Annotated in this window: 28 protein-coding genes, 1 pseudogene and 1 riboswitch; of the genes and pseudogenes, 15 read left to right on the plus strand and 14 right to left on the minus strand. The window is 61.9% G+C overall.

Features of this window, described 5'->3' with window-relative positions; translation table 11 throughout:
* Nucleotides 1–84 precede the first annotated feature (84 nt).
* The gene (locus H621_RS0114510; protein ID WP_028944101.1) at nucleotides 85–603 is read left to right on the plus strand and encodes an acyloxyacyl hydrolase; all 519 of its coding nucleotides are present in this window, start codon (nucleotides 85–87) and stop codon (nucleotides 601–603) included.
* A 40-nt stretch (nucleotides 604–643) separates the two neighbouring features.
* Here H621_RS0114510 and phrB read toward each other — a convergent pair whose 3' ends face one another.
* The 3 genes from phrB to H621_RS0114525 all read right to left on the minus strand — a co-directional run bounded on the left by phrB (nucleotide 644) and on the right by H621_RS0114525 (nucleotide 4,229).
* A complete protein-coding gene (gene phrB, locus H621_RS0114515) occupies nucleotides 644–2,086 on the minus strand; it encodes a deoxyribodipyrimidine photo-lyase (RefSeq protein ID WP_028944102.1) in 1,443 nt (480 codons plus the stop codon).
* A gap of 35 nt (nucleotides 2,087–2,121) precedes the next feature.
* Complete coding sequence (locus H621_RS0114520; protein WP_028944103.1) at nucleotides 2,122–3,090, minus strand: YbgA family protein; 969 nt, start codon at nucleotides 3,088–3,090, stop codon at nucleotides 2,122–2,124.
* A gap of 152 nt (nucleotides 3,091–3,242) precedes the next feature.
* Nucleotides 3,243–4,229, minus strand: coding sequence for an NAD(P)/FAD-dependent oxidoreductase (locus H621_RS0114525; protein ID WP_028944104.1), 987 nt, complete (start codon nucleotides 4,227–4,229; stop codon nucleotides 3,243–3,245).
* A gap of 183 nt (nucleotides 4,230–4,412) precedes the next feature.
* Between H621_RS0114525 and H621_RS0114530 the strand changes: the two genes are divergently transcribed.
* Nucleotides 4,413–5,318, plus strand: coding sequence for a TIGR01777 family oxidoreductase (locus H621_RS0114530; protein ID WP_028944105.1), 906 nt, complete (start codon nucleotides 4,413–4,415; stop codon nucleotides 5,316–5,318).
* Between the two features lie 13 nt (nucleotides 5,319–5,331).
* Nucleotides 5,332–6,345: a ferrochelatase gene (gene hemH, locus H621_RS0114535; RefSeq protein ID WP_028944106.1), complete on the plus strand. Its 1,014-nt coding sequence runs from the start codon at nucleotides 5,332–5,334 to the stop codon at nucleotides 6,343–6,345.
* 45 nt (nucleotides 6,346–6,390) lie between these two features.
* Here the strand turns inward: hemH and H621_RS0114540 are convergent, their stop codons facing one another.
* Complete coding sequence (locus H621_RS0114540) at nucleotides 6,391–7,653, minus strand: uracil-xanthine permease family protein (RefSeq protein WP_028944107.1); 1,263 nt, start codon at nucleotides 7,651–7,653, stop codon at nucleotides 6,391–6,393.
* Between the two features lie 2 nt (nucleotides 7,654–7,655).
* Nucleotides 7,656–8,294, minus strand: coding sequence for a uracil phosphoribosyltransferase (upp, locus tag H621_RS0114545; RefSeq protein WP_028944108.1), 639 nt, complete (start codon nucleotides 8,292–8,294; stop codon nucleotides 7,656–7,658).
* A 165-nt stretch (nucleotides 8,295–8,459) separates the two neighbouring features.
* On the opposite strand from upp, the gene H621_RS0114550 reads away from it, so the two are divergent.
* The 4 genes from H621_RS0114550 to H621_RS0114565 all read left to right on the plus strand — a co-directional run bounded on the left by H621_RS0114550 (nucleotide 8,460) and on the right by H621_RS0114565 (nucleotide 10,449).
* Complete coding sequence (locus H621_RS0114550; RefSeq protein ID WP_028944109.1) at nucleotides 8,460–9,017, plus strand: hypoxanthine-guanine phosphoribosyltransferase; 558 nt, start codon at nucleotides 8,460–8,462, stop codon at nucleotides 9,015–9,017.
* A 3-nt stretch (nucleotides 9,018–9,020) separates the two neighbouring features.
* Nucleotides 9,021–9,494 carry a WbuC family cupin fold metalloprotein gene (locus H621_RS0114555; RefSeq protein ID WP_028944110.1) on the plus strand — a complete coding sequence of 158 codons (474 nt, stop codon included), beginning with the start codon at nucleotides 9,021–9,023 and terminating at the stop codon, nucleotides 9,492–9,494.
* Nucleotides 9,495–9,623: 129 nt separating this feature from the next.
* Nucleotides 9,624–10,091 carry a hypothetical protein gene (locus H621_RS0114560; RefSeq protein ID WP_028944111.1) on the plus strand — a complete coding sequence of 156 codons (468 nt, stop codon included), beginning with the start codon at nucleotides 9,624–9,626 and terminating at the stop codon, nucleotides 10,089–10,091.
* A gap of 70 nt (nucleotides 10,092–10,161) precedes the next feature.
* On the plus strand, nucleotides 10,162–10,449 hold the full coding sequence (locus H621_RS0114565) for a PA4642 family protein (RefSeq protein WP_028944112.1): 288 nt from the start codon (nucleotides 10,162–10,164) through the stop codon (nucleotides 10,447–10,449).
* 54 nt (nucleotides 10,450–10,503) lie between these two features.
* On the opposite strand, the gene mqo is transcribed toward H621_RS0114565, so the two are convergent.
* Entirely contained in the window at nucleotides 10,504–12,009 is a 1,506-nt protein-coding gene (gene mqo, locus H621_RS0114570; RefSeq protein WP_028944113.1) for a malate dehydrogenase (quinone), read from the minus strand.
* Nucleotides 12,010–12,615: 606 nt separating this feature from the next.
* Nucleotides 12,616–12,849 carry a hypothetical protein gene (locus H621_RS0114575; protein WP_028944114.1) on the minus strand — a complete coding sequence of 78 codons (234 nt, stop codon included), beginning with the start codon at nucleotides 12,847–12,849 and terminating at the stop codon, nucleotides 12,616–12,618.
* A gap of 177 nt (nucleotides 12,850–13,026) precedes the next feature.
* On the opposite strand from H621_RS0114575, the gene H621_RS0114580 reads away from it, so the two are divergent.
* Nucleotides 13,027–13,611, plus strand: coding sequence for a YajG family lipoprotein (locus tag H621_RS0114580; RefSeq protein WP_028944115.1), 585 nt, complete (start codon nucleotides 13,027–13,029; stop codon nucleotides 13,609–13,611).
* 65 nt (nucleotides 13,612–13,676) lie between these two features.
* Here the strand turns inward: H621_RS0114580 and H621_RS0114585 are convergent, their stop codons facing one another.
* Nucleotides 13,677–13,883, minus strand: coding sequence for a hypothetical protein (locus H621_RS0114585; RefSeq protein WP_028944116.1), 207 nt, complete (start codon nucleotides 13,881–13,883; stop codon nucleotides 13,677–13,679).
* 147 nt (nucleotides 13,884–14,030) lie between these two features.
* On the opposite strand from H621_RS0114585, the gene H621_RS0114590 reads away from it, so the two are divergent.
* The gene (locus H621_RS0114590; protein WP_028944117.1) at nucleotides 14,031–14,291 is read left to right on the plus strand and encodes a hypothetical protein; all 261 of its coding nucleotides are present in this window, start codon (nucleotides 14,031–14,033) and stop codon (nucleotides 14,289–14,291) included.
* A gap of 40 nt (nucleotides 14,292–14,331) precedes the next feature.
* On the opposite strand, the gene H621_RS0114595 is transcribed toward H621_RS0114590, so the two are convergent.
* On the minus strand, nucleotides 14,332–15,498 hold the full coding sequence (locus H621_RS0114595; RefSeq protein WP_167332118.1) for a 1-acyl-sn-glycerol-3-phosphate acyltransferase: 1,167 nt from the start codon (nucleotides 15,496–15,498) through the stop codon (nucleotides 14,332–14,334).
* Between the two features lie 121 nt (nucleotides 15,499–15,619).
* Here H621_RS0114595 and H621_RS0114600 point away from each other — a divergent pair, with 121 nt between their 5' ends.
* Genes H621_RS0114600 through H621_RS0114610 form a run of 3 tightly spaced genes read left to right on the plus strand, consistent with a single transcriptional unit; the run spans nucleotide 15,620 to nucleotide 16,696 of the window.
* A complete protein-coding gene (locus tag H621_RS0114600; RefSeq protein WP_028944119.1) occupies nucleotides 15,620–15,802 on the plus strand; it encodes a CPXCG motif-containing cysteine-rich protein in 183 nt (60 codons plus the stop codon).
* Entirely contained in the window at nucleotides 15,802–16,062 is a 261-nt protein-coding gene (locus H621_RS0114605; RefSeq protein WP_028944120.1) for a putative signal transducing protein, read from the plus strand. The genes H621_RS0114600 and H621_RS0114605 overlap by 1 nt, the downstream gene beginning before the upstream one ends.
* 13 nt (nucleotides 16,063–16,075) lie before the next feature.
* Nucleotides 16,076–16,696 (plus strand): SOS response-associated peptidase, encoded by a 621-nt coding sequence (locus tag H621_RS0114610; RefSeq protein ID WP_028944121.1) that lies wholly within the window; start codon nucleotides 16,076–16,078, stop codon nucleotides 16,694–16,696.
* Nucleotides 16,697–16,740: 44 nt separating this feature from the next.
* On the opposite strand, the gene H621_RS29250 is transcribed toward H621_RS0114610, so the two are convergent.
* Together H621_RS29250 and H621_RS29255 are read right to left on the minus strand one after the other, a co-directional pair.
* A complete protein-coding gene (locus H621_RS29250) occupies nucleotides 16,741–17,583 on the minus strand; it encodes a methyl-accepting chemotaxis protein (RefSeq protein WP_425337422.1) in 843 nt (280 codons plus the stop codon).
* Nucleotides 17,584–17,595: 12 nt separating this feature from the next.
* Nucleotides 17,596–18,882, minus strand: a pseudogene (locus H621_RS29255) (methyl-accepting chemotaxis protein); the annotation flags it as partial.
* Between the two features lie 154 nt (nucleotides 18,883–19,036).
* On the opposite strand from H621_RS29255, the gene H621_RS0114620 reads away from it, so the two are divergent.
* On the plus strand, nucleotides 19,037–19,852 hold the full coding sequence (locus tag H621_RS0114620) for a M48 family metallopeptidase (RefSeq protein WP_028944123.1): 816 nt from the start codon (nucleotides 19,037–19,039) through the stop codon (nucleotides 19,850–19,852).
* A gap of 65 nt (nucleotides 19,853–19,917) precedes the next feature.
* On the opposite strand, the gene H621_RS0114625 is transcribed toward H621_RS0114620, so the two are convergent.
* The 3 genes from H621_RS0114625 to H621_RS0114635 all read right to left on the minus strand — a co-directional run bounded on the left by H621_RS0114625 (nucleotide 19,918) and on the right by H621_RS0114635 (nucleotide 22,767).
* A complete protein-coding gene (locus H621_RS0114625) occupies nucleotides 19,918–20,505 on the minus strand; it encodes a TMEM165/GDT1 family protein (protein ID WP_028944124.1) in 588 nt (195 codons plus the stop codon).
* Nucleotides 20,506–20,592: 87 nt separating this feature from the next.
* Nucleotides 20,593–20,714: riboswitch (yybP-ykoY riboswitch) on the minus strand.
* Nucleotides 20,715–20,752: 38 nt separating this feature from the next.
* Nucleotides 20,753–21,751: a methyltransferase gene (locus tag H621_RS0114630; RefSeq protein WP_028944125.1), complete on the minus strand. Its 999-nt coding sequence runs from the start codon at nucleotides 21,749–21,751 to the stop codon at nucleotides 20,753–20,755.
* 50 nt (nucleotides 21,752–21,801) lie between these two features.
* Nucleotides 21,802–22,767: a 2-hydroxyacid dehydrogenase gene (locus H621_RS0114635; protein WP_028944126.1), complete on the minus strand. Its 966-nt coding sequence runs from the start codon at nucleotides 22,765–22,767 to the stop codon at nucleotides 21,802–21,804.
* 531 nt (nucleotides 22,768–23,298) lie between these two features.
* Between H621_RS0114635 and H621_RS0114645 the strand changes: the two genes are divergently transcribed.
* Nucleotides 23,299–23,928 (plus strand): LysE family translocator, encoded by a 630-nt coding sequence (locus H621_RS0114645; protein ID WP_028944127.1) that lies wholly within the window; start codon nucleotides 23,299–23,301, stop codon nucleotides 23,926–23,928.
* A 122-nt stretch (nucleotides 23,929–24,050) separates the two neighbouring features.
* Nucleotides 24,051–25,733 carry a fatty acid--CoA ligase gene (locus tag H621_RS0114650; RefSeq protein WP_028944128.1) on the plus strand — a complete coding sequence of 561 codons (1,683 nt, stop codon included), beginning with the start codon at nucleotides 24,051–24,053 and terminating at the stop codon, nucleotides 25,731–25,733.
* The last annotated feature ends 268 nt before the right edge of the window (nucleotides 25,734–26,001 follow it).

The following is a 26,001-nucleotide window of genomic DNA, read 5'->3' on the forward strand; positions in this document are numbered from 1 at the left end:
AACTAACGCAACGCCGACGATTTCTAAAAATTTGTCCAGCGAGACAAAAGAACCAACTACAGCATTAGGAAAAGGACGTTTCTCATGAAGAAACTGCTTTGTTTGGCTGCTGTTGCAGCCGTTACCCTGGGGCAATCGTTAACCACGCAAGCAGCTGATATCTCGTTTGCAGTTGGGCAAACCGGCGAGTCGACCATGACCTACCGCCTGGGTCTGGAATCGAACTGGGATGCCAGTTGGTGGCAAACTAGCGTAGGTCGGCTTACTGGTTACTGGGATGGCGCCTACACCTATTGGGATGGTGATAAGACGGCAAGTAACCACAGTCTTTCCTTCTCGCCGGTGTTTGTTTACGAGTTCGCCGGTGAGTCGGTCAAACCTTACGTCGAGGTAGGTGTTGGCGTAGCGGCGTTCTCCAGTACCGAGATTGAAAACAACGAACTGGGCACCTCGTTCCAGTTTGAAGACCGTATCGGTTTTGGCCTGCGCTTTACCGGCGGACAGGAAGTCGGCGTGCGTGCCATCCACTATTCCAATGCCGGGATAAAAACGCCTAACGATGGCGTGGAAAGCTACGCCCTGCACTACCGTATGCCGCTGTAGTCCCGCGCTGGCCCTGCGTTGATCGCAGGGCCAGGCGTGTTCAAGGTTCGAAGCCTGGGTGCTGGCGTGCGGCGAGGCTCTTGAACGCCTCCAATGCACGTTGACGACTGCTGCCCAGATCCACGATAGGTGGCGGGTAGTCGTTGCTCGTAAACAGCCCGCCATCCGGTAGCGGGTTATGCACGTATTTCTCGTCGGCATTGGCCAGTTCAGGCAGCCACTGTTTGATAAAACTCCCCCGGCTGTCAAAGCGCCTGGACTGATTGATCGGGTTGAAGATACGAAAGTAAGGCGCAGCATCGGTGCCCGTCGATGCGCTCCACTGCCAGCCGCCGTTGTTGGCCGCGAGATCACCGTCGATCAGGTGACGCATGAAAAACCGCTCGCCTTCACGCCAGTCGATCAACAGGTTCTTGGTCAGGAACATCGCCACGATCATGCGCAGGCGGTTATGCATCCAGCCGGTCGCCAACAACTGGCGCATGGCCGCATCGATGATCGGGATGCCGGTACGGCCTTCTTGCCAAGCCTTCAATTCTTCAGGGGCATGGCGCCACGGCAGGGCTTCGGTGTCCTGGCGGAAGGCACGGTGGCGGGACACTCTGGGGTAGCCGACCAATATGTGCTTGTAGAACTCGCGCCACAGCAACTCGTTGAGCCAGGTTTGCACCCCGCGGTTGCCACTGTCGATCTCGCCCTGATTGTGCGCCAGTGCCTGGTGCAGGCACTGCCTGGGTGAGATCACCCCGGCTGCGAGGTAGGCTGACAGTTGACTGGTACCGGCAACGGCAGGAATGTCTCGCTGGACCTGATAGTCGTCGACAGCGTCCTCGACGAATCGTTGCAGGCGCCGATGGGCTTCTGGTTCGCCAGCAGGCCAGAGGTCACGAAGGCTGTCGGGGGGCGAGGGAAAGCCTGCAACGGCCTCGGGGACCGGATCACTGGCAACGGTCCCCAGGGCCTGGCGCTCTATGGTTCTCTGCAGCGCGGGCAGGCCCAGGTGCAGGCGCTCCAGGCAGACTTTGCGAAACTGGCTGAACACCTGGAAGTAACCGCCATTGCGGGTCAGGATGCTGCCAGGCTTGAACAGCAACTGGTCCAGGTACCGATGCAGCGCAATGCCGGCCTGCGCAAGTACTTGGCCGACAGCCTGGTCTCGGCGAGTTTCGTTGACGCCATACTCTTCGTTCAGGTGCAGTGCCTGTACCCCGTGCTCGCGACATACCTGCAGCAGCACCGCCGGCGCCTGCGCCCAGTGATCGGCCTTGCGGATCAGCAAGGGAATATTCAGTTCAGCCAGCCGCTCGCTCACTTCGTGCACATTGCGTAGCCAGAAGTCTACCTTGCAGGGCGCATCATCATGGGCGTGCCATTGTTGCGGGCTGTACAGCCAGATGGCCAGTGTCGGGCCATGCGCGCAGGCGCGGGCGAGGGCGGTGTTGTCATGTACGCGCAGGTCGCTGCGCAACCAGATCAATTGCATGGTGGTCCTTGGTCAACTGCCTTTGTCGCGGGGCATCAGATGCCGTTGTGCAAGCTCAGGTCCTGGGGGTGCGGTTGCAGGTAGACCTGCTGCAGCACATAGGGATCGGGGTGGCTGCGCAAATGGTGTTTGAGCAGGGTCAGAGGCACCACCAGGGGGATGATGCCGGCGTGGTACTGGTTGATCAGTTGGCGTATTTCCTGCCGATCATCCTGGCTGAGTGCATTGCGCAGGTAGCCACTCAGGTGCTGCAGCACATTGCTGTGGTTGCCGCGGCTGGCGCAGCGGCTCAATGCCTGCATCAGTTGGCTGAAGTAGCGGGGGCCGAGTACCTCGGGGTCGTCGTCGCGAGTCATGCTACCCAGCAGTTTGCCCAACACCTTGTATTGCTGTGGGTGGTTGGCCATCAGTTGGTATTTGTAGCGAGCATGGAAAGCGATCAGCACGCCGCGACTCAGGCCCTCGGCCCGCAACCGCTGCCAGTCGTCATAGGCGTAGACGCGGGTGATGAAGTTTTCGCGCAGTACCGGGTCGCACAAGCGGCCGTCTTCCTCCACCGGCAGATCGGGGCGCCGTGCACAAAAGGCAGCCGCGTACAGGCCGCGTGCCCCTTCGTGTGCCGGGTATCCGTTGGCCTGGTACACCTTGACCCGCTGAAGACCACAGGAAGGCGACTTGTGCATGAAGATATAGCCGCAGATGTCATCCAGTTCGTCGGCCATCTGTTCGCCGTAAGCCTTCAGCGGGCCGGACAGGTCCAGGGTGGGATCACGACGAGTGACAGCGTGCGGGTCATGCGGGTCGCCGACCAGACGAATGGACTCGCGGGGTACACCCAGGCCAATGGCGACTTCAGGGCAGACTTGTACAAGTTCAAAATGTTCGGCCAGTGTTTCATTGCACAGGCGAGAGGCTTTGTGTCCACCGTTATAGCGCACTGAAGTGCCTGCCAGGCAGGCGCTGACTGCGATTCTGGGTTTGCTGGCAAACGGTGGCGCCTTCATGGCTACGTCCTGAGAAATTGTACAAATTTTATTATTTGTACAAATAACCCCATCATAGAGGCAGACGTGTGCAAGTCAATTGGCGTGCACGGCTTTCGTGCAGGGTGGCCGCAAGGCAGCGGGGCAGCGCAGGTGGCAGCCCCGTGAAGAGGTCATTCCATGTGTTCGAGTAGCCGTCGTGCCGCTTCCTGGCCACTGAGCCAGGCGCCTTCCACACGGCCAGACAAGCACCAGTCGCCGCAGGCATACAGGCCCAGGTCGGCATCGGCCAGGGCGCCCCACTCATGGTTGCCGGCCGGGCGGGCGTACAACCAGCGATGGGCGAGGGAAAAGCTGGGGGCCGGCACAACGCAGCCGACCAATTCGGCGAAATCCCCCCAGAGTTGTTCGATTACATCCTCCTTGCTCAGGTCGATGTGCTGCTTGCTCCAGCTGGAGGTGGCGTGCAGGACCCAGGTGTCCATGTGGGTGTCACGCCCGGGCTTGCTGCGGTTGCAGGCCAGCCAGTCAAGGGAGCTGTCCTGCACGAAGCAACCCTGCATTGGTGTATCGAGCGGGGTATCGAAGCCCATGGCAATGGCCCAGGTCGGGTCCATCTGCACGCCGGCTGCAGTGGCGGCGAGCTTGGGCGTGGCCGCCAGCAGTTGGGTGGCCTGGGGAGCGGGGACCGCAACGATCACCCGGCTGAACGGGCCGTGGCTGCAGCCTTCGGTGTCTTGCAGGTGCCAGTAGTGCTTGCCGCGGAACACTTCGGCGATACGGCAGGTAAAGTTGACGGTCAGGTCCTTGAGCAAGCCGCGGGTAATGGCGCTCATGCGGGGTACGCCGACCCAGCGGGTCTGTTCGTCCGGTGAGGGGCTCAGCACGCCATTGTGGTAGTTGTAGAGCTGGGGCTTCCACTCTGCCACCCAGCCAGCGGCAACCCATTGCTGGACCTGGTCGACGAAGCGTCGATCGCGAGCTGTGAAGTACTGGGCGCCCAGGTCAAGGGCACCGGCATCGCTGCGCTTGCTGGCCATGCGACCACCACTGCCGTGCCCCTTGTCGAACAAGTGGACGGTCTGTCCTGCTTTTTGAAGAGCCTGGGCCGCTGACAGTCCGGCGATACCGGCACCGATAATGGCAATAGGTACACTCATAATGGCCTCTCGAACCTGATGGTTGGACTACGCTGCCGGACAAACCTGTACCGCTCAAGAACCCTGCGCGAGGTGGTTCCGCTCGTTGCGACAGGTTGTCCTATGTTTATCCGAGAGCGATCGGTCAAAAAAGTGCCTTGTTCTTAAAAATAGACCACTGGCGCGCCAAGTGAGGACACAGCCATGCATATATTGCTGACCGGCGGTACGGGGTTGATAGGCCAACAGCTTTGTCAGCACTGGTTGGCCCAAGGGCATCAGCTGACGGTGTGGAGTCGACGCCCCGAACAGGTGGGCAGATTGTGCGGTACCGGTGTGCGCGGCATCGCCCGACTGGATGAATTGGGCGAGGATGAATCGCTGGATGCGGTGATCAATCTGGCTGGTGCGCCCATTGCCGACCGGCCCTGGACGGCACGGCGGCGGGGGCTATTGTGGGGAAGTCGGATCACCCTCACCGAACAGTTGCTGGCCTGGCTTGCGCAGCGACAGCAGCGCCCCGAGGTGCTGATATCGGGCTCTGCGGTGGGCTGGTACGGCGACGCTGGCGAACGTGAGCTGACCGAGGCCTCGCAGCCGGTCAAGGAAGATTTCGCCAGCCAGCTGTGCATTGCCTGGGAAGAAACCGCGCAACGCGCCCAGGCCCTGGGCATACGTGTGGTGCTGGTGCGCACCGGGCTGGTGCTGTCGAGCGAAGGCGGCTTTTTGTCGCGCCTGCGCACACCGTTCAAACTGGGGCTGGGCGGGCCGATCGGGGATGGTCGCCAATGGATGCCGTGGGTCCATATACACGACCAGATCGCCCTGATTGATTTTCTCTTGCAGCAAAAGGACGCCAGCGGTCCTTATAATGCGTGCGCCCCGGAGCCGGTGCGCAACCGTGAGTTCGCCAAGCGTTTGGGGCGAACACTGCATCGGCCGGCAATCCTGCCGCTGCCGGCGCTGGTGCTCAAGGCCGGGTTGGGTGAGTTGTCGACCCTGCTGCTGGGCGGACAGCGGGCGCGACCGGTGCGTTTGCTCGCAGCCGGCTTCACCTTCCGCTTCAATGATTTGCAATCGGCCCTGGATGAGTTGTCCAGTCGCCTCTGAAATAGGACGTTGCATGACGGATCACGCTCTGCTGCTGGTCAACCTGGGTTCGCCGGCCTCCACCTCGGTGGCCGATGTGCGCCGCTACCTCAATCAGTTCCTGATGGATCCCTACGTCATCGACCTGCCGTGGCCCGTGCGGCGCCTGCTGGTGTCGCTGATCCTGATCAAGCGCCCTGAGCAATCGGCCCATGCCTATGCCTCGATCTGGTGGGATGAAGGTTCACCGTTGGTGGTACTGACCCGTCGCCTGCAGGAGGCCATGCGCGAGCAGTGGAACCATGGCCCGGTGGAAATGGCCATGCGTTACGGCGAGCCTTCGTTGCCGACCGTCCTGGCGCGCCTGGCTGCACAGGGCGTGAAGCAGGTCACCCTGGCACCGCTCTATCCACAATTTGCCGACAGCACCGTGACCACGGTGGTCGAGCAGGCGCGCCAGGTGATCGCAGAACAGAAACTGCCGCTGCAAATGCGTGTGCTGCAGCCGTTCTACGACCGCCCGGCGTACATCGATGCGTTGGTGGCCAGTGCCAAACCTTACCTTGAGCAGGACTACGACCATCTGCTGCTGAGCTTCCACGGCCTGCCCGAGCGGCACCTGAAGAAACTCGACCCTACCGGCAGCCACCGCTTCCAGGACCCGGACTGCTGTCGCGATTCCTCGCCTGAGATGCTCGCGGTGTGCTATCGCGGCCAGTGCATCCGTACTGCCCAGGCATTCGCCCGGCAGATGGGGATCCCGGATGGCAAGTGGTCGGTGTCGTTCCAGTCGCGCCTGGGGCGGGCCAAGTGGATCGAACCCTACACAGAGACCCGCCTGGACGAACTGGGCAAGGCGGGTGTGAAGAAGCTCCTGGTGATGTGCCCGGCCTTTGTCGCCGACTGTATCGAGACGCTGGAGGAGATTGGCGATCGCGGTCGCGAGCAGTTTATCGAGGCGGGCGGGGAGGAGTTGGTGCTTGTGCCGTGCCTGAATGATCACCCGCAATGGGTACAGGCGTTGAAGGGGATGTGCGAGCAGGCTTGATGAAATGATCGCGGGGCAAGTCGAGACGTTGCCCCGCGATGCTGTTCAGTCCTGAACCTTGTTCTTCCAGCCGTCATTCCCCGGCAGCAGCAGGTTCAGCGCAATGGCGACCACCGCACACAGGGCAATACCCTTGAGGCCCCAATCATCAGGGCCGGTGCCGGTACCCACCAGCACGCCACCAATACCAAACACCAGCGTTACCGAGACGATCACCAGGTTGCGAGCTTCGCCCAGGTCGATCTTGTGGCGGATCATGGTGTTCATGCCTACCGCCGCGATCGAGCCGAACAGCAGGCACAGGATGCCGCCCATCACCGGCACCGGAATGCTTTGCAGCAGCGCGCCGAACTTGCCGATGAAGGCCAGGGTGATGGCGAAAATCGCCGCCCAGGTCATGATCTTCGGGTTGTAGTTCTTGGTCAGCATCACCGCGCCCGTGACTTCGGCGTAGGTGGTGTTGGGCGGACCGCCAAACAGGCCGGCAGTGGTGGTGGCGATACCGTCGCCAAGCAGGGTGCGATGCAGGCCGGGCTTCTTCAGGTAGTCGCGACCGGTCACGCTACCCACGGCAATGACGCCGCCGATATGCTCGATGGCGGGCGCCAGGGCAACCGGCACGATGAACAGGATTGCCTGCCAGTTGAACGCCGGCGCCGTGAAGTTCGGCAGCGCCAGCCAAGGCGCAGCGGCGATCTTGGCGGTGTCGACGACGCCAAAGTAGAACGACAGACCAAAGCCTACCAGGACACCAGCGATGATCGGCACCAGGCGGAAGATGCCCTTGCCGAACACGGCGACGATCAACGTGGTCAGCAGGGCTGGCATGGAGATCATCATGGCCGTGCTGTAAGGCAGCAGCTCGGTGCCGTCTCCGGCCTTGCCCATGGCCATGTTGGCGGCGATCGGCGCCATGGCCAGGCCAATGGAAATGATCACCGGGCCAATCACCACGGGCGGCAGCAGGCGATCAATAAAGCCTGTGCCCTTGATCTTCACCGCCAGGCCCAAAAAGGTATAGACGAAACCTGCGGCCATGATCCCGCCCATGGTCTCGGCCAGGCCGAACTGGCCTTTGGCGAGAATGATCGGGGTGATGAAGGCAAAGCTTGAAGCCAGGAAGACCGGAACCTGACGGCCGGTCACCACCTGAAACAGCAGAGTTCCCAGGCCCGCAGTGAACAGCGCGACGTTAGGGTCGAGGCCGGTGATCAGCGGCATCAGCACCAAGGCACCAAAGGCGACGAACAGCATCTGCGCGCCAGAGAGGACCTGGCGCCAAAGCGGGTCGTTGAACTCCTGCTGCATGTTCAGGCGTCCTTCTGCTTAGTGCCGAAGATCTTGTCACCGGCATCGCCCAGGCCCGGGATGATGTAGCCGTGTTCATTCAGGCACTCGTCGATCGAGGCGGTGTAGATCTGCACGTCCGGGTGGGCGTTCTCGACCACGGCAATGCCTTCGGGGGCGGCAACCAGCACCATCGCGCGGATGTCCTTGCAGCCGGCTTTCTTCAGCAGGTCGATGGTGGCAACCATCGAGGCGCCGGTGGCCAGCATCGGGTCGATGATCAGGGCCAGGCGCTCGTCGATTTCCGGGGCGAGCTTTTCCAGGTAGGTGTGTGCTTCCAGGGTTTCCTCGTTGCGGGCAACGCCCACGGCGCTGACCTTGGCACCCGGGATCAGGCTGAGCACGCCGTCGAGCATGCCGATGCCGGCACGCAGGATCGGTACTACAGTAATCTTCTTGCCGGCGATTTTCTCGACCTGGACCTTGCCGCACCAACCGTCGATTTCGTAGGTTTCCAGTGGCAGGTCTTTGGTCGCTTCGTAGGTCAGGAGCGTGCCGACTTCCTGGGCGAGTTCGCGAAAGTTCTTGGTGCTGATATCGGCACGGCGCATCAGGCCGAGCTTGTGACGGATCAGCGGGTGGCGGATCTCACGGGTAGGCATAGGGAAAGGCTCCGGGGGGCGGGCAAAAAAACGGCGGTAGATTAATCTATTCAGCCACCTGTGTCCTATAGGCATTCTGGACGTTAGTCCATAAATGCTTGATCTGACGCCCCTGGATGCGTACCTTTGCCCGCTTTTCTCAATTGCTGCCCCTTGGAGAGCGCCATGTCCGCTGATCTCGAGCATATCCGTCAAGTCATGCGAGAGGCTGACTGCCTTTACACCGAAGCCGAAGTCGAGGCCGCCATTGCCCGCGTTGGCGCGCAGATCAGCGACGTGCTCGCCGAGCGCAACCCGGTGGTGTTCTGTGTGATGAACGGTGGCCTGATCTTCGCCGGCAAACTGCTCACTCATTTGCAGTTCCCGCTCGAGTCCTCCTACCTGCACGCCACCCGCTACCGCAATCAGACCAGCGGTGGTGATCTGTTCTGGAAAGCCAAGCCGGAAGTTTCGTTCATCGACCGCGACGTACTGATCATCGATGACATTCTTGACGAGGGTCATACCCTCAGTGCCATTATCGACTTCTGCAAGCATGCTGGTGCCCGCGCCGTGCATACCGCCGTACTGATCGACAAGGACCACGACCGCAAGGCCAGCGCCCAACTCAAGGCCGACTTCTGCGGCCTGAGCTGCGTCGACCGCTATGTGTTCGGCTATGGCATGGACTACAAGGGTTACTGGCGCAACGCCAACGGTATCTTTGCCGTAAAAGGACTCTGACTCATGCGCCAGCCCGGTTTTCTCGATCAATCGTTGTTTTCCGAGCTGGCAGCCGATTCGGCGGCCAACCCCCGTGGTCGCCAGCATCACAACTTCCACGAGATGGAAGAGCCTTGCCACCGCATGGCGGTGGGGCTGCAGCCTTCCACCTACATCCCGCCGCATCGGCACCTGTCGGCCGACAAGGCCGAGTGCCTGATCGTGCTGCGCGGCAAGCTGGGCCTGTTGATCTTCGATGAGCAGGGTGCGGTGCTCGACAAGCGGGTGCTCGAGGCCGGTGGCGATTGCCTGGGTGTCGACTTGGCGCCGGGTACCTTTCATGGCCTGGTGGTGCTGGAAGCGGACAGCGTGATGTTCGAGTGCAAGTCCGGCCCTTATCGCCCCGTCGGCGACGGTGAACTGGCCGGTTGGGCGCCTCGTGAAGGTGAACCGGGCGTGGCCGAGTACCAGGCCTGGATGCGCGCGCAGTTCGCCTGAGATCACTGCAGGAGCGGCGGTGCGACGGCTCGACATGCTCGCGACTGTGGTCTATCAGCCACATCGCATCGCGGGGCAAGCCCGCTCCCACAATCTGCTAAAGTGCCAGGCCGCCCCAAGGAGCCTGCCATGCGTGCGATTGCCCCTCTTCTTCTGCTGTTGAGCATGCCTCTGGCTGCTGCCCCCCTGCACAATCAGTTCCTGCCGCCGGATGACTTGTCCCTGCGCCAGGAAGCCGCCGAGACCCAGCAACTGCTGCAAGTCACCAGTTACTCGGTAGTGGTCGGCAACCAGCGCCAGTCCAACCAGCAACCCATTCCGGTGACAGCGCCGTTGACGCTGCGCCTCAAGGGCAAGCCGTTGAGCAAGGGGGCCACCCTGAGCCAGGTGTTGATCAGCTTCGACGGCGAAAGCAAAAGCCTGAAAAAGCCGGTGTTCGACGAAAAGAGCAAAGTCCTGAACCTGAACTACCCACTCAGCCAGTACCAGGTGATCCTCGACTTGCTGCGCAACGACACCGTCTATGTACAGTTCCTCAGCTATTCCAATGGCCATGTCTGGGCCGATCTGCACACCGGGGCCGTACGTGCGCGTTGAGCGCCGGGGCTAGGCAGGGGTAAACTGCCGGCCCGTGAAAATGTCCGTGATGGTTCAGTTGGAGTCGGTAATGCGTAAAGACAAAAAGCAAGTGATTGGGGATGAGATCAGCGACGAGTACGTCAAATCCTTCCTGCAGTACGAGCCGGCTGATGCGACTTCGCCTTCGCTGCACAAGCTGGTCAAGGCCTATCGTGGTCTGCGCATCGATGACTTCGAGCGCTTTGTCGGCTTCTTCGTCGAGGCCGGGCTGGACCTGGACGGCAAGGACGAGCACGGCCAGACCTTCGTCGATCAGATCCGCGACCAGCGCAATGGCGCCGAGTACATCGAGATCATCGGCAAAGCCCGTGGTTGATTGAACCGCGCCCATAAAAAAACGCCCCGAAGGGCGTTTTTTTATGCCGGTGCGTTACGCGTAGTTTTGCGCCGGGCTGTTTTCGACCAGGCCCAGGACCTCGTCGTTGTGCGCGCTGATCTTGTGGTACAGCGCAGCATCGGCGGCCAGGACCTTTTCCCGGGCCGGGAAAATTTCCTTGAGCTTGGCAGCCCAGGCACCCTTGGTTTGCTCAGGGAAGCAGCGCTCGATCAGGTCCAGCATGATCGACACCGTTACCGAGGCGCCCGGGGAGGCACCGAGCAGGGCGGCGAGAGTACCGTCCTTGGCGGCCACCAGTTCGGTACCGAACTGCAGGATGCCACCTTTCTTCGGGTCTTTCTTGATGATCTGCACACGCTGACCGGCCACTTCCAGGCGCCAGTCCTCGGCTTTGGCCTCGGGGTAGAAGCGACGCAGCGAATCAAGACGCTGTTCCATCGACTGCATCACTTCGCTCACCAGGTATTTGGTCAGGTCCATGTTGTCGCGGGCCACAGCCAGCATCGGGCCGATGTTGCCCATGCGTACCGACAGCGGCAGGTCGAGGAACGAGCCGTGCTTGAGGAACTTGGTGGTGAAGCCTGCGTAAGGACCGAACAGCAGGGAGGTCTTGCCGTCGACGACGCGGGTGTCCAGGTGTGGCACCGACATCGGCGGCGAGCCGACGGCTGCCTGGCTGTAGACCTTGGCCTGGTGCTTCTTGACCACTTCCGGGTTGTCGCAACGCAGCCACTGGCCGCTGACCGGGAAGCCGCCGAAGCCTTTGCTTTCTTCGATACCCGAGGCTTGCAGCAGCGGCAGTGCCGCGCCACCGGCGCCGAGGAACACGAAGCGGGCGTCGACTTCACGGCTGCTGCCGCTGTTGACGTCCTTGATGCTGACAGTCCAGCCGCTGCCGTTTCGGCGCAGGCCGGTAACACGCTTGCAGTACTTGACCTGGGCATCCGGCGCGTTGGCCAGGTGCTTGAGCAGCTTGTTGGTCAAGGCGCCGAAGTTGACGTCGGTGCCTTTCATGACGCGGGTGGCGGCGATTTTCTGGTCGGCAGGGCGACCCGGCATCATCAGCGGCATCCACTCGCTCATCAGCGCTTTGTCTTCGGTGTACTCCATCTCGGAGAAGGCATGGTGCTGTTTGAGCAGCTCGAAGCGCTTCTTCAGGAAGCTCACGCCTTTGTCACCTTCGACGTAGCTCAGGTGCGGCACAGGGTTGATGAACGCCCGTGGCGAGCTGAATGCGCCTTTCTTGCTCAGGTAGGCCCAGAACTGCCGGGAAACCTCGAACTGGGTGTTGATGTGCACCGCTTTCTTGATGTCGATGCTGCCGTCGGCGGCCTGCGGCGTGTAGTTCAGTTCACACAGCCCGGCATGGCCGGTCCCGGCGTTGTTCCACGGGTTGGAACTTTCCGCGGCACCCGAATCCATCAACTCGACGACTTCCAGCTTGATTGCCGGGTCGAGTTCCTTGAGCAGTACGGCCAGGGTGGCACTCATGATGCCTGCCCCTACCAGTACTACATCGACTGCTTCGTTCTGCGCCATTAACGCGTCTCCAAAATCTACAGCACCAAATTGACAGCATAGGATCCTTGGCTTTGCCAGGATCGCCATGTCCGATTCTTCGCAGTTTTTGCAACTTCAGCGGACACCGCCAACCGGGCTTTGCGTTGCCTATGAACGCATTTTAAGGCCGGTGCGGCAATTCGACTTATGGTCAAGGTGTCCGTCGTGCGTTATGGACCGGCCTCAGGCACTCATCCTGGATGAGCACGTTTGCCAGCTGTTCAGGGCTGTTCGGGACACTTTAGGTGCTTTTGCACATGCCAGACTGTTCATTGCTCGCCACACTCTCGTGAAGTTGTGAAAACCCGTTTTTTCACGCTCTTTTGGAGTCGTGAACCTCAAAAGGGACTGCGCGATGGCAGGCCCGGCAGGTTCAGGCAGAGCAGAGGGCCAAATGACGCAGGCACACTGGCTGGTGCAAGACCTGTGTGGAAGGCTCTCTGTGGGCGGTGCGGAGGATGCGCAATGATGAACATTGGCGGTGCTGCGAGGCCCGATCAGGAGACGTCCTTATAATCGGGGGGAGATTATAACGATGTCGCGGGCAGAAATGATCTTTATTAGCGACTTTTATTGAAGCAACCGTCAGGCGGCCAGGCTGCGTTGCACCCAGTTGCCGCGCGCAGGCGTGCAAACCCGTGCGCTGGCGGGCAGGGGGCGGTTGAGCCAGGCCAGGCGAATTTCGTCGATTTCCACCCATTCGGCGCCACCAGGTGGCACCGCGCACTGCTTGAACGCCAGGCAACGGCCCTGATTATCGAGACGGGCGAAGCTGCGCATATGTGGGCGGCCAAACAGGGAAGTCCAGAACCGGGACATGGCGTAATTCCTCGTTGAGTGTTCTGGGCGCCAGCATAGCCGCGGGGTGATGAAGCGATTGTGACAGCGAACCGCTGGCTTGAATGGCGGTCCTAATCGCCAGTGGCACGCTGATAGCTGGGCTGCGCCGTGCTGGTTATACTGGCGGCCTTTGCTGCCTATCCTGGAGAAATGAGCATGTTGCAACGTTTGTTGTTCGGTTTGATCGCGGTGACCAGTCTGACCCTGGTCGGTTGTGCCCACAGCCCGCAACAGCTCAGTCCGCAACCTAAGCTGACCGCCCAGCTCGCCCCGGTCGGCCACGGCCAGCCGGTAGTGGTCAAGGTTGTTGATGGCCGTGGTACCCAAACCCTGGGCACCCGCGGTGGCCTGTACCCTGAAACCAGCGCCATCACCGTGACCGGCAATGACATCCTGCCCAAGCTGCAGGCCCAGGCCGAAGCCGCTGTACGCCTGCTCGGCTTCACCCCGACGCCCAATGCCTACAACGCACCGCAGTTGACCGTGACCCTGGCCGAGCTCAAGTACCAGTCGCCCAAGGAGGGCATGTACGTGACCGAAGCCACCATTGGCGCCACTTTCAAGGCTGACGTCTCCAATGCCAACCGTCGCTACAGCGGCCGCTACGGCGCCTCCCTGGACCAGCGCTTCGGCATGGCGCCGAACCAGGAAACCAATACCAAGCTGGTCAGCGACGTACTCAGCGACGCCCTGACTCGCCTGTTCAAGGACCAGGCCATCGGCCAGATCCTGGGCGAGTAAACCCGACGCATAAAAAAGCCCGATGGCTGCACCGCAGGCATCGGGCTTTTTTTGTGCGCGCAGGTTCAGGCCGCCTCGACGTAGAAGTCCAGCACACTGATGCCAGTCTGGCCGTCGACCTCGGGCAGGTCGTCGTGGGCGTGGCCACCCAAGGCGCAATACACCAACCATTGGCGGTCCTGGACGTTGAAGGCCAAACCGTCGATCAACGCTTGCTGTTCTTCACTTGGGGCGATCAGGTAGAGGCGGTCCTGGTTTTCGGCGTGCAACATCACAAGCTCCATTTGGTCACGAGGGTCGGTATGTTCGCGCGTGTGGATGACGATCGTATGACGCAGCTTGTCGTTGGTCGAAAAGCACAGGACTTGTACGCAGGCTTGGTTAGAATGCCCGCCGATGTATGACTTCGAGGTTGTGTAATGTCGTTGCAAATGCTCTGGGCGCTGATTGCCGCCCATCCGGCCAAGCTGATCAACGTGCTGGCGCTGCTGATTACCTGCCCTGGCGGCCTGCTGCTGCACAGTGCCCGGCGTCGCGAGGCCCAGGCCCTTGCGGGCGCTGTGAGCGATGAGGCGGTGGTCGATGGCATGACCCTGCGTATCAACCGCTTCTACTACATTCTGGGCTTTGCCTTCCTGGCGCTGGCCCTGCTGCTGTCCTGGTTCAGTACCTGGGTATGAAACTTCGCGGGGCAAGTCGAGACCTCGCCCCGCGATCGCGCTACAGCCCCAAGCCCGCCTTGACCCGATACTGATTGCGCACCGGCATCGCATACTGCAACACCAGGTACGGCCGGTGCTCGGCCGGGCAGGCGTCCAGGCGGCGCTGCCATTCGGCCTGGGCACGGGCCAGCTCATCGGCCGGGAACAGCTTGTCGGCCTTGGGCACCTCCAGTGCCGGATCGGCATCGGCCCACTGTGCATACGCCAGGTAGTGCACCGGGAACAGCCGGTAGCCACCCAGGATCTGCCGATCGATCTCTACCGCCAATTGCTTGGTGTCCTCGAAGAACGCGGTCACTGGCGGGGCGAAGTTGATGTGTACCCGGCCTTTGTAGCCGGTAATGCCCTGGGCAATGCTCAGGTCATCCTCACCCGGTGCCTTGCTGTAGGTGCCGGTGGTGGCGCGAATGAACAGCTCCCGGGCCTTGGCCTGGTCACACGGGTCGTATTCGTAGCTGATCGACACCGGGCTCAGGTTCAGTGACTGGATCACTGTGCCGAACGGCTCGTCCTTGCGGCTCATGTGGAACATTTTGAGGATCGCCGAATCAGTGCGATCGTCGCCGTCCTTGGCCCGCCCTTCAGCCTGGGCGATCCAGATCGATTGGCCGTCGTTGCGGATCGAATGATTGATATACGCCGACAACAGCTGGTAGGCAGCGAGCTTTTCCCGGCGGCCGGTAATGGAGCGGTGAACGATAAAGCTCTTGTTCAGACGCATCATGTCGCTGACGAACGGCTTCTGCAGCAGGTTGTCGCCGATGGCGATCCGTGGCGTGGGCAGGCCGGCGTGATATACCGCATAGTTGACGAACGCCGGGTCCATGACGATGTCGCGATGGTTGGCCAGGAACAGGTAAGCGGTGCCGGACTTGAGCAGTTCGACGCCGGTGTAGGTCACCCCGTCGGTGGCGCGCTCAATGGTGTGGTCGACGTAGTACTCGACCTTGTCCTGCAGGGTCGAGACGCAGCTGACCCCGGCGAACTCTTTGCGCAGGCGCCGGGCGATCAGCGGCTTGAGCAGCCAACCGAAGGCACCGGCCATGCGCGGGAAGCGGAAGTGGGTGAGGATATCGAGAAATGCCGGGTCGCTGAGCAGGCGTGCCAGAACGGCAGGGACCTCAGCGTCGTCGTACGGTCGGATGGCATCGAATTCGCCCATCATGCTCTCTTGTTGGAAACGGCTAGGGTAATAGGTAGGGCCGGGGCTCGAAAAACGGTTCGAGCACGCGCAGGTCCTGTAAATAGACCGGCAATTATACGCACAAGTCACTGTGGAGGCCGCGATGCTCGAAGCTGCGTTCTACGATTGTCCTTATTGCGGTGAAGAAGTCGAGACGACAGTGGACCTGTCCGGTGGTGACCAGGAGTACATCGAGGACTGCCAGGTGTGCTGCAAGCCCATCCGCTTTGTATTACAGGTGCATGGTGACGAATGGATGCTTGATGTCTACGGTGAGAATGACTGATGCAACGAATCTATGAGCCGGAAAGCCTGCTGGAAGCGCAAATGCTGATGGGGATGCTAGACAGTGAGGGGGTCACGGTTCACCTGGTGGGGCGCGACCTGATCGGCGCCATGGGGGACCTGCCGATGCAGGGGTTGTTGGGGCTGGCAGTGGCGGATGACCAGGCCGATTACGCACGCCAGTTGATCGCCGCGTACAATGCTGCCCAGCCACTGGTTGGCGACGAGCCGGAGAGTGTTCCCGGAACCCTGATTTGCTAGGTCTCTATCCCTCATGTGTGGACGTTATGCGCTGTTTCGCTGGTCTCCTGCCTTTGCTGCATTGCCGGGGTTCCCGACCGACCAGCAGGCGCAATGGAACATTTCCCCGGGTAACTCGGTACTGATCCAGCGCCAGCTCGACGGCCAGCCGGCGCTTGCACGAGCGCGCTGGGGATTGACCCCGGCCTGGCTCACTGACCTTTCGCGCACGCCCGCCCATGCTCGGGCCGAGACCCTGGCCGAGCAGCCGATGTTTCGCGAGGCTTTTCGGGTGCGCCGTTGCCTGATGCCGGCCAATGGTTTCTACGAGTGGCGCGGTACCCAGCGCAAGCGACCGTACTGGTTGACACCGGGAGAGGGCTCTTCGCTGTTCTTTGCGGCGATCTGGGAGGCGTACCCGGTGCAGGACCAGGTCTGGTTGAGCACGGCGGTGGTGACCCAGGCTGCAGTGAATCAGCGTCGCCCGCTGATCCTCGATGCTGCAGGGCAAGCGATGTGGCTGGATCCCGAGACACCCTCGGCGCGGCTGTTTGAATTGCTGGCCAGCACCCAGGCCCCCTTGCGTGAGCGGGTGCTGGCCAATTTTGTGAATGATCCGAAGCTCAATGGGCCGGAGTGTTTGACTCCGGCTTGACGGCGCTTTCGCGGGGCAAGCCCGCTCCCGCGGCGGCGATGAATTCAAACCCTGAACTGATTGATCAAGCGTCGCTGTTGCTCGGCCAGCTTGGTCAATTCGGCACTGGCGGTACTCGACTCATCCGCGCCACCGGCCACTTCATTGGCCACCTGTCCGATATTGATCACATTGCGGTTGATGTCCTCGGCCACCGCGCTCTGCTCTTCTGCCGCACTGGCGATCTGGGTGTTCATGTCGTTGATCACCGACACCGCCTGGGTGATGCTTTCCAGCGCCTGGGCAGCGCGTGCGGCCTGTTGCACGCTGTCGTCGGTCTTGCCCTGGCTGTCTTCCATCACCCGTACCACATCGCGAGTACCTTGCTGCAGTTGCTGGATCATCTGCTGGATTTCTTCGGTGGCCTGCTGGGTTTTCTGCGCCAGGTTGCGCACCTCGTCGGCCACCACCGCAAAGCCACGGCCTTGTTCACCGGCACGCGCTGCCTCGATGGCCGCGTTCAGGGCCAGCAGGTTGGTCTGCTCGGCAATGGCGCGGATGGCGGTGAGGATGGCGTTGATGTTCTCGCTGTCGCGGGCCAGGGTCTGCACCACGCTTACCGCCCGGCCAATCTCGTCGGCCAGGGCGCTGATCGAGTGGGAGGTATCACGCACAATCTGCAGGCCCTGGTGGGCGGCCTGGTCGGCGTTGCTGGCGGCCTGGGCGGCATGAGTGGCGTTACGTGCCACATCCTGGGCGGTGGCGGTCATTTCGTGTACGGCGGTGGCCACCAGGTCGATCTCGGCCATTTGCTTGTGTACGCCCTGGTTGGTGCGGATGGCGATGTCGGCGGTGTGCTCCGAGGAGTCGCTGACCTTCTGCACCGAGGCCACCACCTGGCTGATCATCGCCTGCAGCTTGCTCAGGAAGGTATTGAAGCCTTTGGCGATCGAGCCCAGTTCATCGGCGCGGTCGCTGCTCAGGCGCCGGGTCAGGTCGCCTTCGCCCTGGGCGATGTCATCGAGCATGGCGACCATCTGGCGCAGTGGGCGGGCGATGCCGTGGGCCAGCAGCCAGATCACCAGCAGGCCCAGGGCCGCAATACCCAGGCCCACCACGGTCATGCCGGTGAGGTCGGTGCGGCGTTGGGCACTGAGTTCATCCTGCAGTTTATTGATGTCGGCCATTACCGCACTCAGCGGCAACTCCAGCAGCAGAGTCCAGCGAGCGTCGGTGTTGCCGATCTTGAAGGGCAGGTACAGCTCGATGCGATTGGCGCCCTGATTGACCTGGTAGCGCAGGGTTTCACCGCTGAGCTGGCTCAGTGTGGCAGCGGCGCCCGCGTCGAGGGCCTCGCTGGCTTTTGCACCGAACTTGCCCGGGTCTTTGGTGAACGCCACCAGGCGGCCGTTGCCAGACACCAGTGCCAGCTCGCCGGCACCGTCATACAGTTGCTGATCCGCCGTATTGAGCAGTTCCTGGATGAAGTTCACCGACAGGTCGGCACCAGCGATGCCTTGGAACTTGCCATCGATCATGATGGGCTCGACGAATGACGCGAGCATCACCACCTTGTTGCCGACCTCGTAAGGCGCCGGGTCGATCACGCAGGCCTTCTTCGACTCCCGTGGGCACAGGTAGTACTCACTGGCGCGCACACCCGTGGCCAGGATGGTCTGGTCGTTGACGTCGGCCAGCTTGTCCAGGCCCAGGCTGCCGTCATCATTGCGGAACCACCAGGGCAGGAAGCGGCCGGTGACGCTGTCGATGCCGGTGATGGAGGTGCCGACGAAACGGTTGTCGTCGTTGTCCAGGGCGCCGGCTTCCCAGCCCAGATAGGTGCCCAGGATCAGCGGATTGGTCACGACGGTCTGCTTGAGCAGCGCGATCAGTTGCGGGCGTTCGATGACCAGTTGGGGATTGCCGCTGGCATCCTTCATGCCCAGCATGGCGTTAGTGGTGGCCAGGCCGCGAGCGATCAGCAGAGGCGCTTCCAGGCCGCGCTGGATTTCACTCACCTGGGTGCGGGCCAGGGCGGTCAGGCGCTGCTCGATCACCGCCTCGAACTGCTGCTGGGTGCGGGTTTGCACCAGCTCTTGGGTACGCTGGCCGGAATACACGGCGTAGAGCACCAGGGCGGCGACAATGCTCAAGACAATGGCACCGGCGAGGGCGGCGACGGAAAACTGGATCGACCTGAACTTCATGAAAGGCTCCACGCGCAAGAAAATTCGTCTGCCTTGCGTTATCGGCCCGTGCAGGTCAAAGCATGAGTGCCGTCTGGAGAATTCTTCGTCGGGGGTGTAGCGGGCTCAATCGAGTCGGCCTAGGATACGCGGCATGTTCGAATGGAGTGTTTTCATGCGTAAGTCTTTTGTCATTGGCGCCCTGAGTGCCAGCGTACTGCTTGCTGGATGCCAGGCAGTGAACACCACCAGCGGCGGCGCCGTGGGTGTCGAGCGTAAGCAATACATGTTCAGCATGCTGTCGACCGACGAGGTCAATCAGATGTATGCACAGTCTTACCAGCAGACCTTGAGCGAGGCCTCCAACCAGGGCGCCGTCGACAAGACCAGCGCCACGGCCAAGCGTGTGCAGGTGATCGCCGACCGCCTGATTGCCCAGGCGCCCAAGTTCCGCCCGGATGCGGCGCAATGGAACTGGGAGGTCAATCTGATCAAGAGCGACGAGCTCAACGCCAACTGCGGGCCGGGCGGCAAGATCTTTTTCTACACCGGCCTGATCGACAAGCTCAAGCTGACCGATGACGAGATCGCCGCGGTCATGGGCCATGAAATCGCCCACGCCTTGCGTGAACATGGCCGTGAAGCCATGTCCAAGGCCTACGGCATCCAGATGGCGCGCTCCGGCGCCGGGGCCTTGCTGGGCCTGGGCCAGGACAGCCTGGCGCTTGCCGACACCGTGGTGCAGTACAGCATGACCCTGCCCAACAGTCGCGCCAACGAGAACGAAGCCGACCTGATCGGCCTGGAACTGGCGGCCCGTGCTGGCTACAACCCGAATGCTGCCATCACCCTGTGGGACAAGATGGCCGCCGCTTCCGGTGGCTCGCAGCCTGAGTTCATGAGCACTCACCCGGCCTCTGACAGCCGCCAGACTTCGCTGCGGGCGGCGATTCCTAAAGTGATGCCGTTGTATGAGCAGGCAAAGAAGTAACTGAAAGCATCGCGGGGCAACCCCGCTCCCAAAAAACAGTGGGAGCGGGGTTGTCCCGCGATCAATTACCCAAACCAGCCACTGACCTGCATCGCCGAATACACCGCCACGCCCGCCAGTACGAAGAAGGCGGCCGACGCCAGGCGACGGATCAGGGTCAGCGGCAGTTTCTCGGCGGCGAAGTTGCCCGCCAATACCACCGGTACGTTGGCAATCAGCATGCCCAGGGTGGTTCCGATAATGACCATGATCAGGTGCGGATACTGGGCTGCCAGCATGACCGTGGCTACCTGGGTCTTGTCACCGATTTCAGCGATGAAGAACGCAATCAGGGTTGTCAGGAACGGACCGAAGCGACGGGCCGTGCTGGCTTCGTCATCGTCCATTTTGTCGGGAATCAATGTCCACAGCGCAGTGGCAGCAAAGCTGGCAGCAAGGATCCAGTGCAGGGTGGCGGCGGAGAAGAAGGTGCTGACCCAGGCGCCAACGGCACCCGCTGCGGCATGGTTGGCCAGGGTGGCGGCGATGATACCGGCGATGATCGGCCAGGGCTTGCGAAAGCGGGCGGCGAGGATGAGCGCGAGCAGTTGGGTCTTGTCGCCAATTTCGGCGAGGGCCACGATCGCGGTCGGTACGAGCAATGATTCCAGCATCAGGATTCCTACGGGGGCGGGTCGACACGGCTATGACACGTACAGCCTTCCCGCCCCGGGTAAGGTGTGCGTGTCATAGGTCTTGTCAAACCCTGGGTCCGTCTGTGCGGACCGTGGGTCGTACGCGCCATGGTCTGTGGACCAAGTATGTTGACGCGTACCGGGCGAGCAGGGCGCTCGCGGGAGACTACTCCCCTAGGACGGAGCGGATTCTGCCTAGGCAAATCCGTTTCGGCAAGCGCTGTTTTTATCCCCGTGTTGCCTGGTAGATCTTGAAGCCTTGCCCTTCGGCACGTACCTGGCAGTTGCCAAGCGCGCCTTCGATCAGCGGCTGGTAGCGCAGGAAGCTATTGGCAACAAGGCGAAGTTCGCCACCTTTTTGCAGATGATCGGCTGATTTTTTCAGCAGGGTTTCCGATGCCTGGTAATTGGTATGAACACCGGTATGGAACGGTGGATTGCTCAGGATCACATCCAGGCCACGGGGGGCTGCGTCGATGCCATCACCGCAGATCACCTCGGCGTCCAGGCCATTGGCCGCCAGGGTCAGGCGACTGCTGGCCACGGCAAAGGCGTCGACATCCAGCATCGTCACCTGGCTTTGCGGGTAGCGGCGCTTGAGGGTAGCGCCGAGCACACCTGCGCCACAGCCGAAATCGAGCACCTTGCCGACCGGCAGGTGGTCCAGGTGCTCCAGCAGCAGCGCGGTGCCCCGGTCCAGGCGGCCGTGGCTGAACACACCCGGCAGGGTGACGATCTGCAATGCACCATCGACCAGCGGCAACTGGAAGTACTCAGCCAGGCTTTCCAGTGGCCTGGCCTCAGGGGCGTGTTCGACCGTGACCTGCCACAGTTGGCAATGACGGGCGCTGTCGAGCTTGCGCGGCTTGCCGAAGGCGTGCAGTTGCTTGGCTGCGCCTTCGATCCCCCCGCGTTTTTCGCCGACCAGGTACAGTTCGCGCCCGGCCAGGCGCGAGGCGAGGGCATTGAGCAGGTAGTTGGCCAGGTCGCGGGACTTGGGCAGAAACAGCACGGCGGCGTCGAAGCCATGGGCCGGTGCTTCTACGCCAAAGTGGCTACGACCGCCGAAGCGGGCATCGAGCGCAGCCTGATCCCCGGCATGCCAGCACCAGCCACCGGCGGCCGGCAGCTTGCCGAGCAGATCGTCGGCGGGCAGGCCAGCCAGCAGCAGCGAGCCCTGGAAAAGTTCGGCCTGACGAAGCAACACTTCACTGCGCGGGTCCATGGACGGCGGCTCCTGAAAAAGTGGCGCAGTTTACCAGAGCTGGCGCTGGCTTAGCCGACCTGTCGGCGCGGGTTGCCGGCAAAAAAGGCCTCGGCGTTCTCGCTCAGTTGCTCGACGATGCGCTGGCGCGACTCCACCGCGCCCCAGGCGCTGTGCGGCGTGACGATCAGGCGGGGGATGTCATGCGCCAACAGCGGGTTGCCATCGACCGGTGGCTCGACCGTCAGCACATCGGTGGCCGCGCCGCCGAGGTGCCCGGCGCGCAACGTGTCGGCCAGTGCCTGTTCGTCGATCAGGCCGCCGCGCGCCGTGTTGATGACAAAGGCGCCCGGCTTGAGCAACGCCAGTTCGCGGGCGCCGATGAGGTTGCGGGTGTGTTCATTGAGAGGGCAGTGCAGGGTCAGGGCATCGATTTGTGGCAGCAGCTCATCCAGCGCCAGGCGGTCTTCCCGTGGCGGGCGCCCTGGCAGTTGGCCGAGCAGCACACGCATGCCGAAGGCCTCGGCCAGGCGCGCTACTGCGCCACCCAGTTCGCCATGACCGAGCAGGCCGAGGGTCTTGCCTTCCAGTTCGACGATAGGGAAGTCCAGCAGGCAGAACTGCTTGGCCTGGCCCCATTGACCTGCCGCCACGGCTTTTTGATAGTCCGGCAGGCGCGTGGCCAGGGCCAGCAGCAGGGCCAGGGTGTGCTGGGCGACCGACGGGGTGCCATAGCCCTGACAATTGCTGACCATGACGCCCTGGGCGCGGGCGGCCTGCAGGTCGACATTGTTGGTACCGGTGGCGGCTACCAGAATCAGCTTGAGATCAGGGCAGGCGGCCAGGGTGGCGGCATTGATCATCACCTTGTTGCTGATGGCCACGGTTGCACCTTGCAAGCGCTCGGCAACGTGATCGGGCGGGGTGGCCGGGAACAGCTGCAGCTCGTCGAAGCAACTGCGCAGGCGCGCCAGGCTCAGGTCGCCAAGGTCCAGGGAAAGGTGGTCGAGGAATACGGCGCGGCGAGGGGCGGACATGGGCGGCTCCAATGATTGACGAGGGGCTCAGGTGGGATAGGTGATGCAGTCGTAGCGGGTCTGTTCGAGGCGGATGATCGGGCCGAACGTTAACGTCTTTTGCGGCCTGATTCCACAGAAGCCCAGGGCGGTACGGCGCATTTGTTGCAGCCCCGGCATCCGGTGCGGGCATTGGTGGCATAGGCAGTGCTCAAGGCGGCGCAAAAGCTTTGGCGTGAAGGATGGCCGAGAATGACCCGTACACGTTTGCTCATCGAAGGTGGGAGCATCCTGAAAAGCGATGAGGCCAGGGGTTGCCCCCGAGGGGAGAGTCAAGCGACCTGAGTGGCGAGCGCTGCGCCGTCGATCGCAGCCTCGTTCCTCGGCAGCGGCTACAGGTGGCAAGGCAAACCGGGGTAGCCGCTGGCGACAGCCTTCGATCGACCGCGTAGCGGTCGTGGTTCAAGACCGTTGCTCCTGCACAGGTTGTTACTTTGTGTGTCCAAGGCGTAATGTACTTTTCTTTTTCATCCCTCAGCGCAAGGAGCCCCCATGTATTGGGCTGAATTTCTCACTGTTGCCTTGATTCACCTGCTGGCCGTGGCCAGCCCCGGTCCCGATTTTGCCGTGGTGGTACGCGAGAGCGTGACCCACGGCCGTCGCGCCGGCACCTGGACGGCCTTTGGCGTGGGCATGGCGATTTTCCTGCATGTGGGTTACTCGCTGCTGGGTATCGGCCTGATCGTGTCGCAGTCGATCGTGCTGTTCAACGCACTCAAGTGGCTGGCTGCCGCCTACCTGCTGTACATCGGCTTCAAGGCGCTGCGTGCGGGCCCAGCCGCACCGGGCAGCGAGGCGATCCAGGCCTCGACCGTCGAACGCACACCGCGCGCCGCCTTTGTCGCCGGCTTCATGACCAACGGCCTGAACCCCAAGGCCACGCTGTTCTTCCTGTCGCTGTTCACCGTGGTGATCAATCCGCACACCCCGCTGGCCATTCAGGCCGGTTACGGCGTGTACCTGGCTGCAGCCACCGGCCTGTGGTTCTGCCTGGTGGCCATGCTGTTCAGCCAGCAGCGCGTGCGTGCCGGCTTTGCCCGCATGGGGCACTGGTTCGACCGCACCATGGGCGCGGTGCTGATTGCCCTGGGTGTGAAAATCGCCTTGACCGAGATGCACTGATAGCGATTTGCCGCTAACCCTTTGCCGGTCAAATCATTCCTTTGGCTGATTTGGCCGGCGTTGCGGCGTTCTAGAGTGGGTTATGTCTTGCCCCGCTTGTGCACTCTAGAAAAGGGACTCTTATGTTGCAGACTCGTGTCATTCCTCCCGCCGAGGGCGCCTATCAGTATCCGCTGCTGATCAAGCGTTTGTTGCTGTCCGGCAGCCGCTACGAGAAAACCCGCGAAATCGTCTACCGCGACCGGTTGCGCTACAACTACCTGACCCTCAACGAGCGCATCGCCCGTCTGGCCAACGTACTCACCGAGGCCGGGGTCAAGGGCGGTGACACCGTGGCGGTGATGGACTGGGACAGCCATCGTTACCTGGAGTGCATGTTTGCCATCCCGATGATTGGCGCGGTGGTTCACACCATCAACGTGCGCCTGTCACCCGAGCAGATCCTCTACACCATGAATCACGCCGACGACCGCTTCGTGCTGGTCAACAGCGACTTCGTCGGCCTCTACCAGGCGATTGCCGGGCAGCTGACCACGGTGGAGAAAACCCTTCTGCTGACCGATGGCGATGCCAAGACTGCCGACCTGCCGAACCTGGTGGGGGAGTACGAGCAGTTGCTGGCAGCGGCTAGCCCGGTCTACGACTTCCCGGATTTCGACGAGAACTCGGTGGCCACCACCTTCTACACCACCGGCACCACCGGTAACCCCAAGGGGGTGTACTTCACTCACCGCCAACTGGTGCTGCACACCCTGGCCGCCGCCGCTGTCACCGGCAGTATCGACAGCGTGCGCCTGCTGGGCAGCGATGATGTGTACATGCCCATCACCCCGATGTTCCATGTTCACGCCTGGGGCATTCCCTATGTGGCGACCATGCTCGGGATCAAGCAGGTGTATCCGGGGCGCTACGAGCCGGAAATGATGTGCGAGCTGTGGCGCAACGAGAAGGTCACCTTTTCCCACTGCGTGCCGACCATCCTGCAGATGCTGCTCAATGCCAAGGGTGCGCAGGGCCAGGATTTCGGCGGCTGGAAGATCATCATTGGCGGCAGTTCGCTCAACCGCGCCCTGTATGAGGCCGCCAAGGCCCGAGGCATCCAGCTGACCGCGGCCTACGGCATGTCGGAGACGTGCCCCTTGGTGTCTGCCGCCCACCTCAACGACGAACTGTTGGCGGGCAGCGAAGACGAATGCATTACCTACCGGATCAAGGCCGGGGTACCGGTACCGATGGTGGAGGCGGCGATTGTCGATGGCGAAGGCAACTTCCTCCCGGCCGATGGTGAAACCCAGGGCGAGCTGGTGCTGCGTGCGCCCTGGCTGACCATGGGCTACTTCCGCGAAGCGGAAAAAGGTCGCGAACTGTGGGAAGGCGGCTGGTTGCACACAGGCGATGTGGCCACCCTCGACAGCATGGGTGTGATCGATATCCGCGACCGCATCAAGGATGTGATCAAGACCGGTGGCGAGTGGATCTCGTCCCTTGAGCTTGAAGACCTGATCAGCCGACACCCCGCCATTCGCGAAGTGGCCGTGGTCGGCGTGGCCGATCCGCAGTGGGGCGAACGCCCGTTTGCCCTGTTGGTGGTACACGAAGGCCAGAGCGTCGACGCCAAGCTGCTCAAGGAACACCTCAAGCCGTTCGTGGAGCTGGGACATATCAACAAGTGGGCGATTCCCAGCCAGATTGCCCTTGTTACCGAAATTCCCAAGACCAGTGTCGGCAAGCTCGACAAGAAGCGTATCCGCCTGGACATCACCCAGTGGCAGGCAAGTAACAGTACATTTCTGTCCACCCTCTGAATGCAAGCGGGTCACGCCCGATAGGGCGTGACCCGCAGGCTAGACACATGACGGCCTTGTCAAACGAGATTTTTCAGCCATCCTTCCCGAGGTTGTGCCGCGGTGGGGCATAGCGACCGCATCGAAGGGGCAAGCATGCAAATCACACTTTAGAGGGATCAAGCGCCAGTACCTGCTGGCTATAGTCGGGTCAGGGGATTTTCAGGAACGGGGGGTGCACATGCATGTGCCAAAGCCACTCGCGCGGCCATTCGGTGAGCTCACACCA

It is taken from the genome of Pseudomonas vranovensis DSM 16006 (assembly GCF_000425805.1).
Lineage (GTDB): Bacteria > Pseudomonadota > Gammaproteobacteria > Pseudomonadales > Pseudomonadaceae > Aquipseudomonas > Aquipseudomonas vranovensis.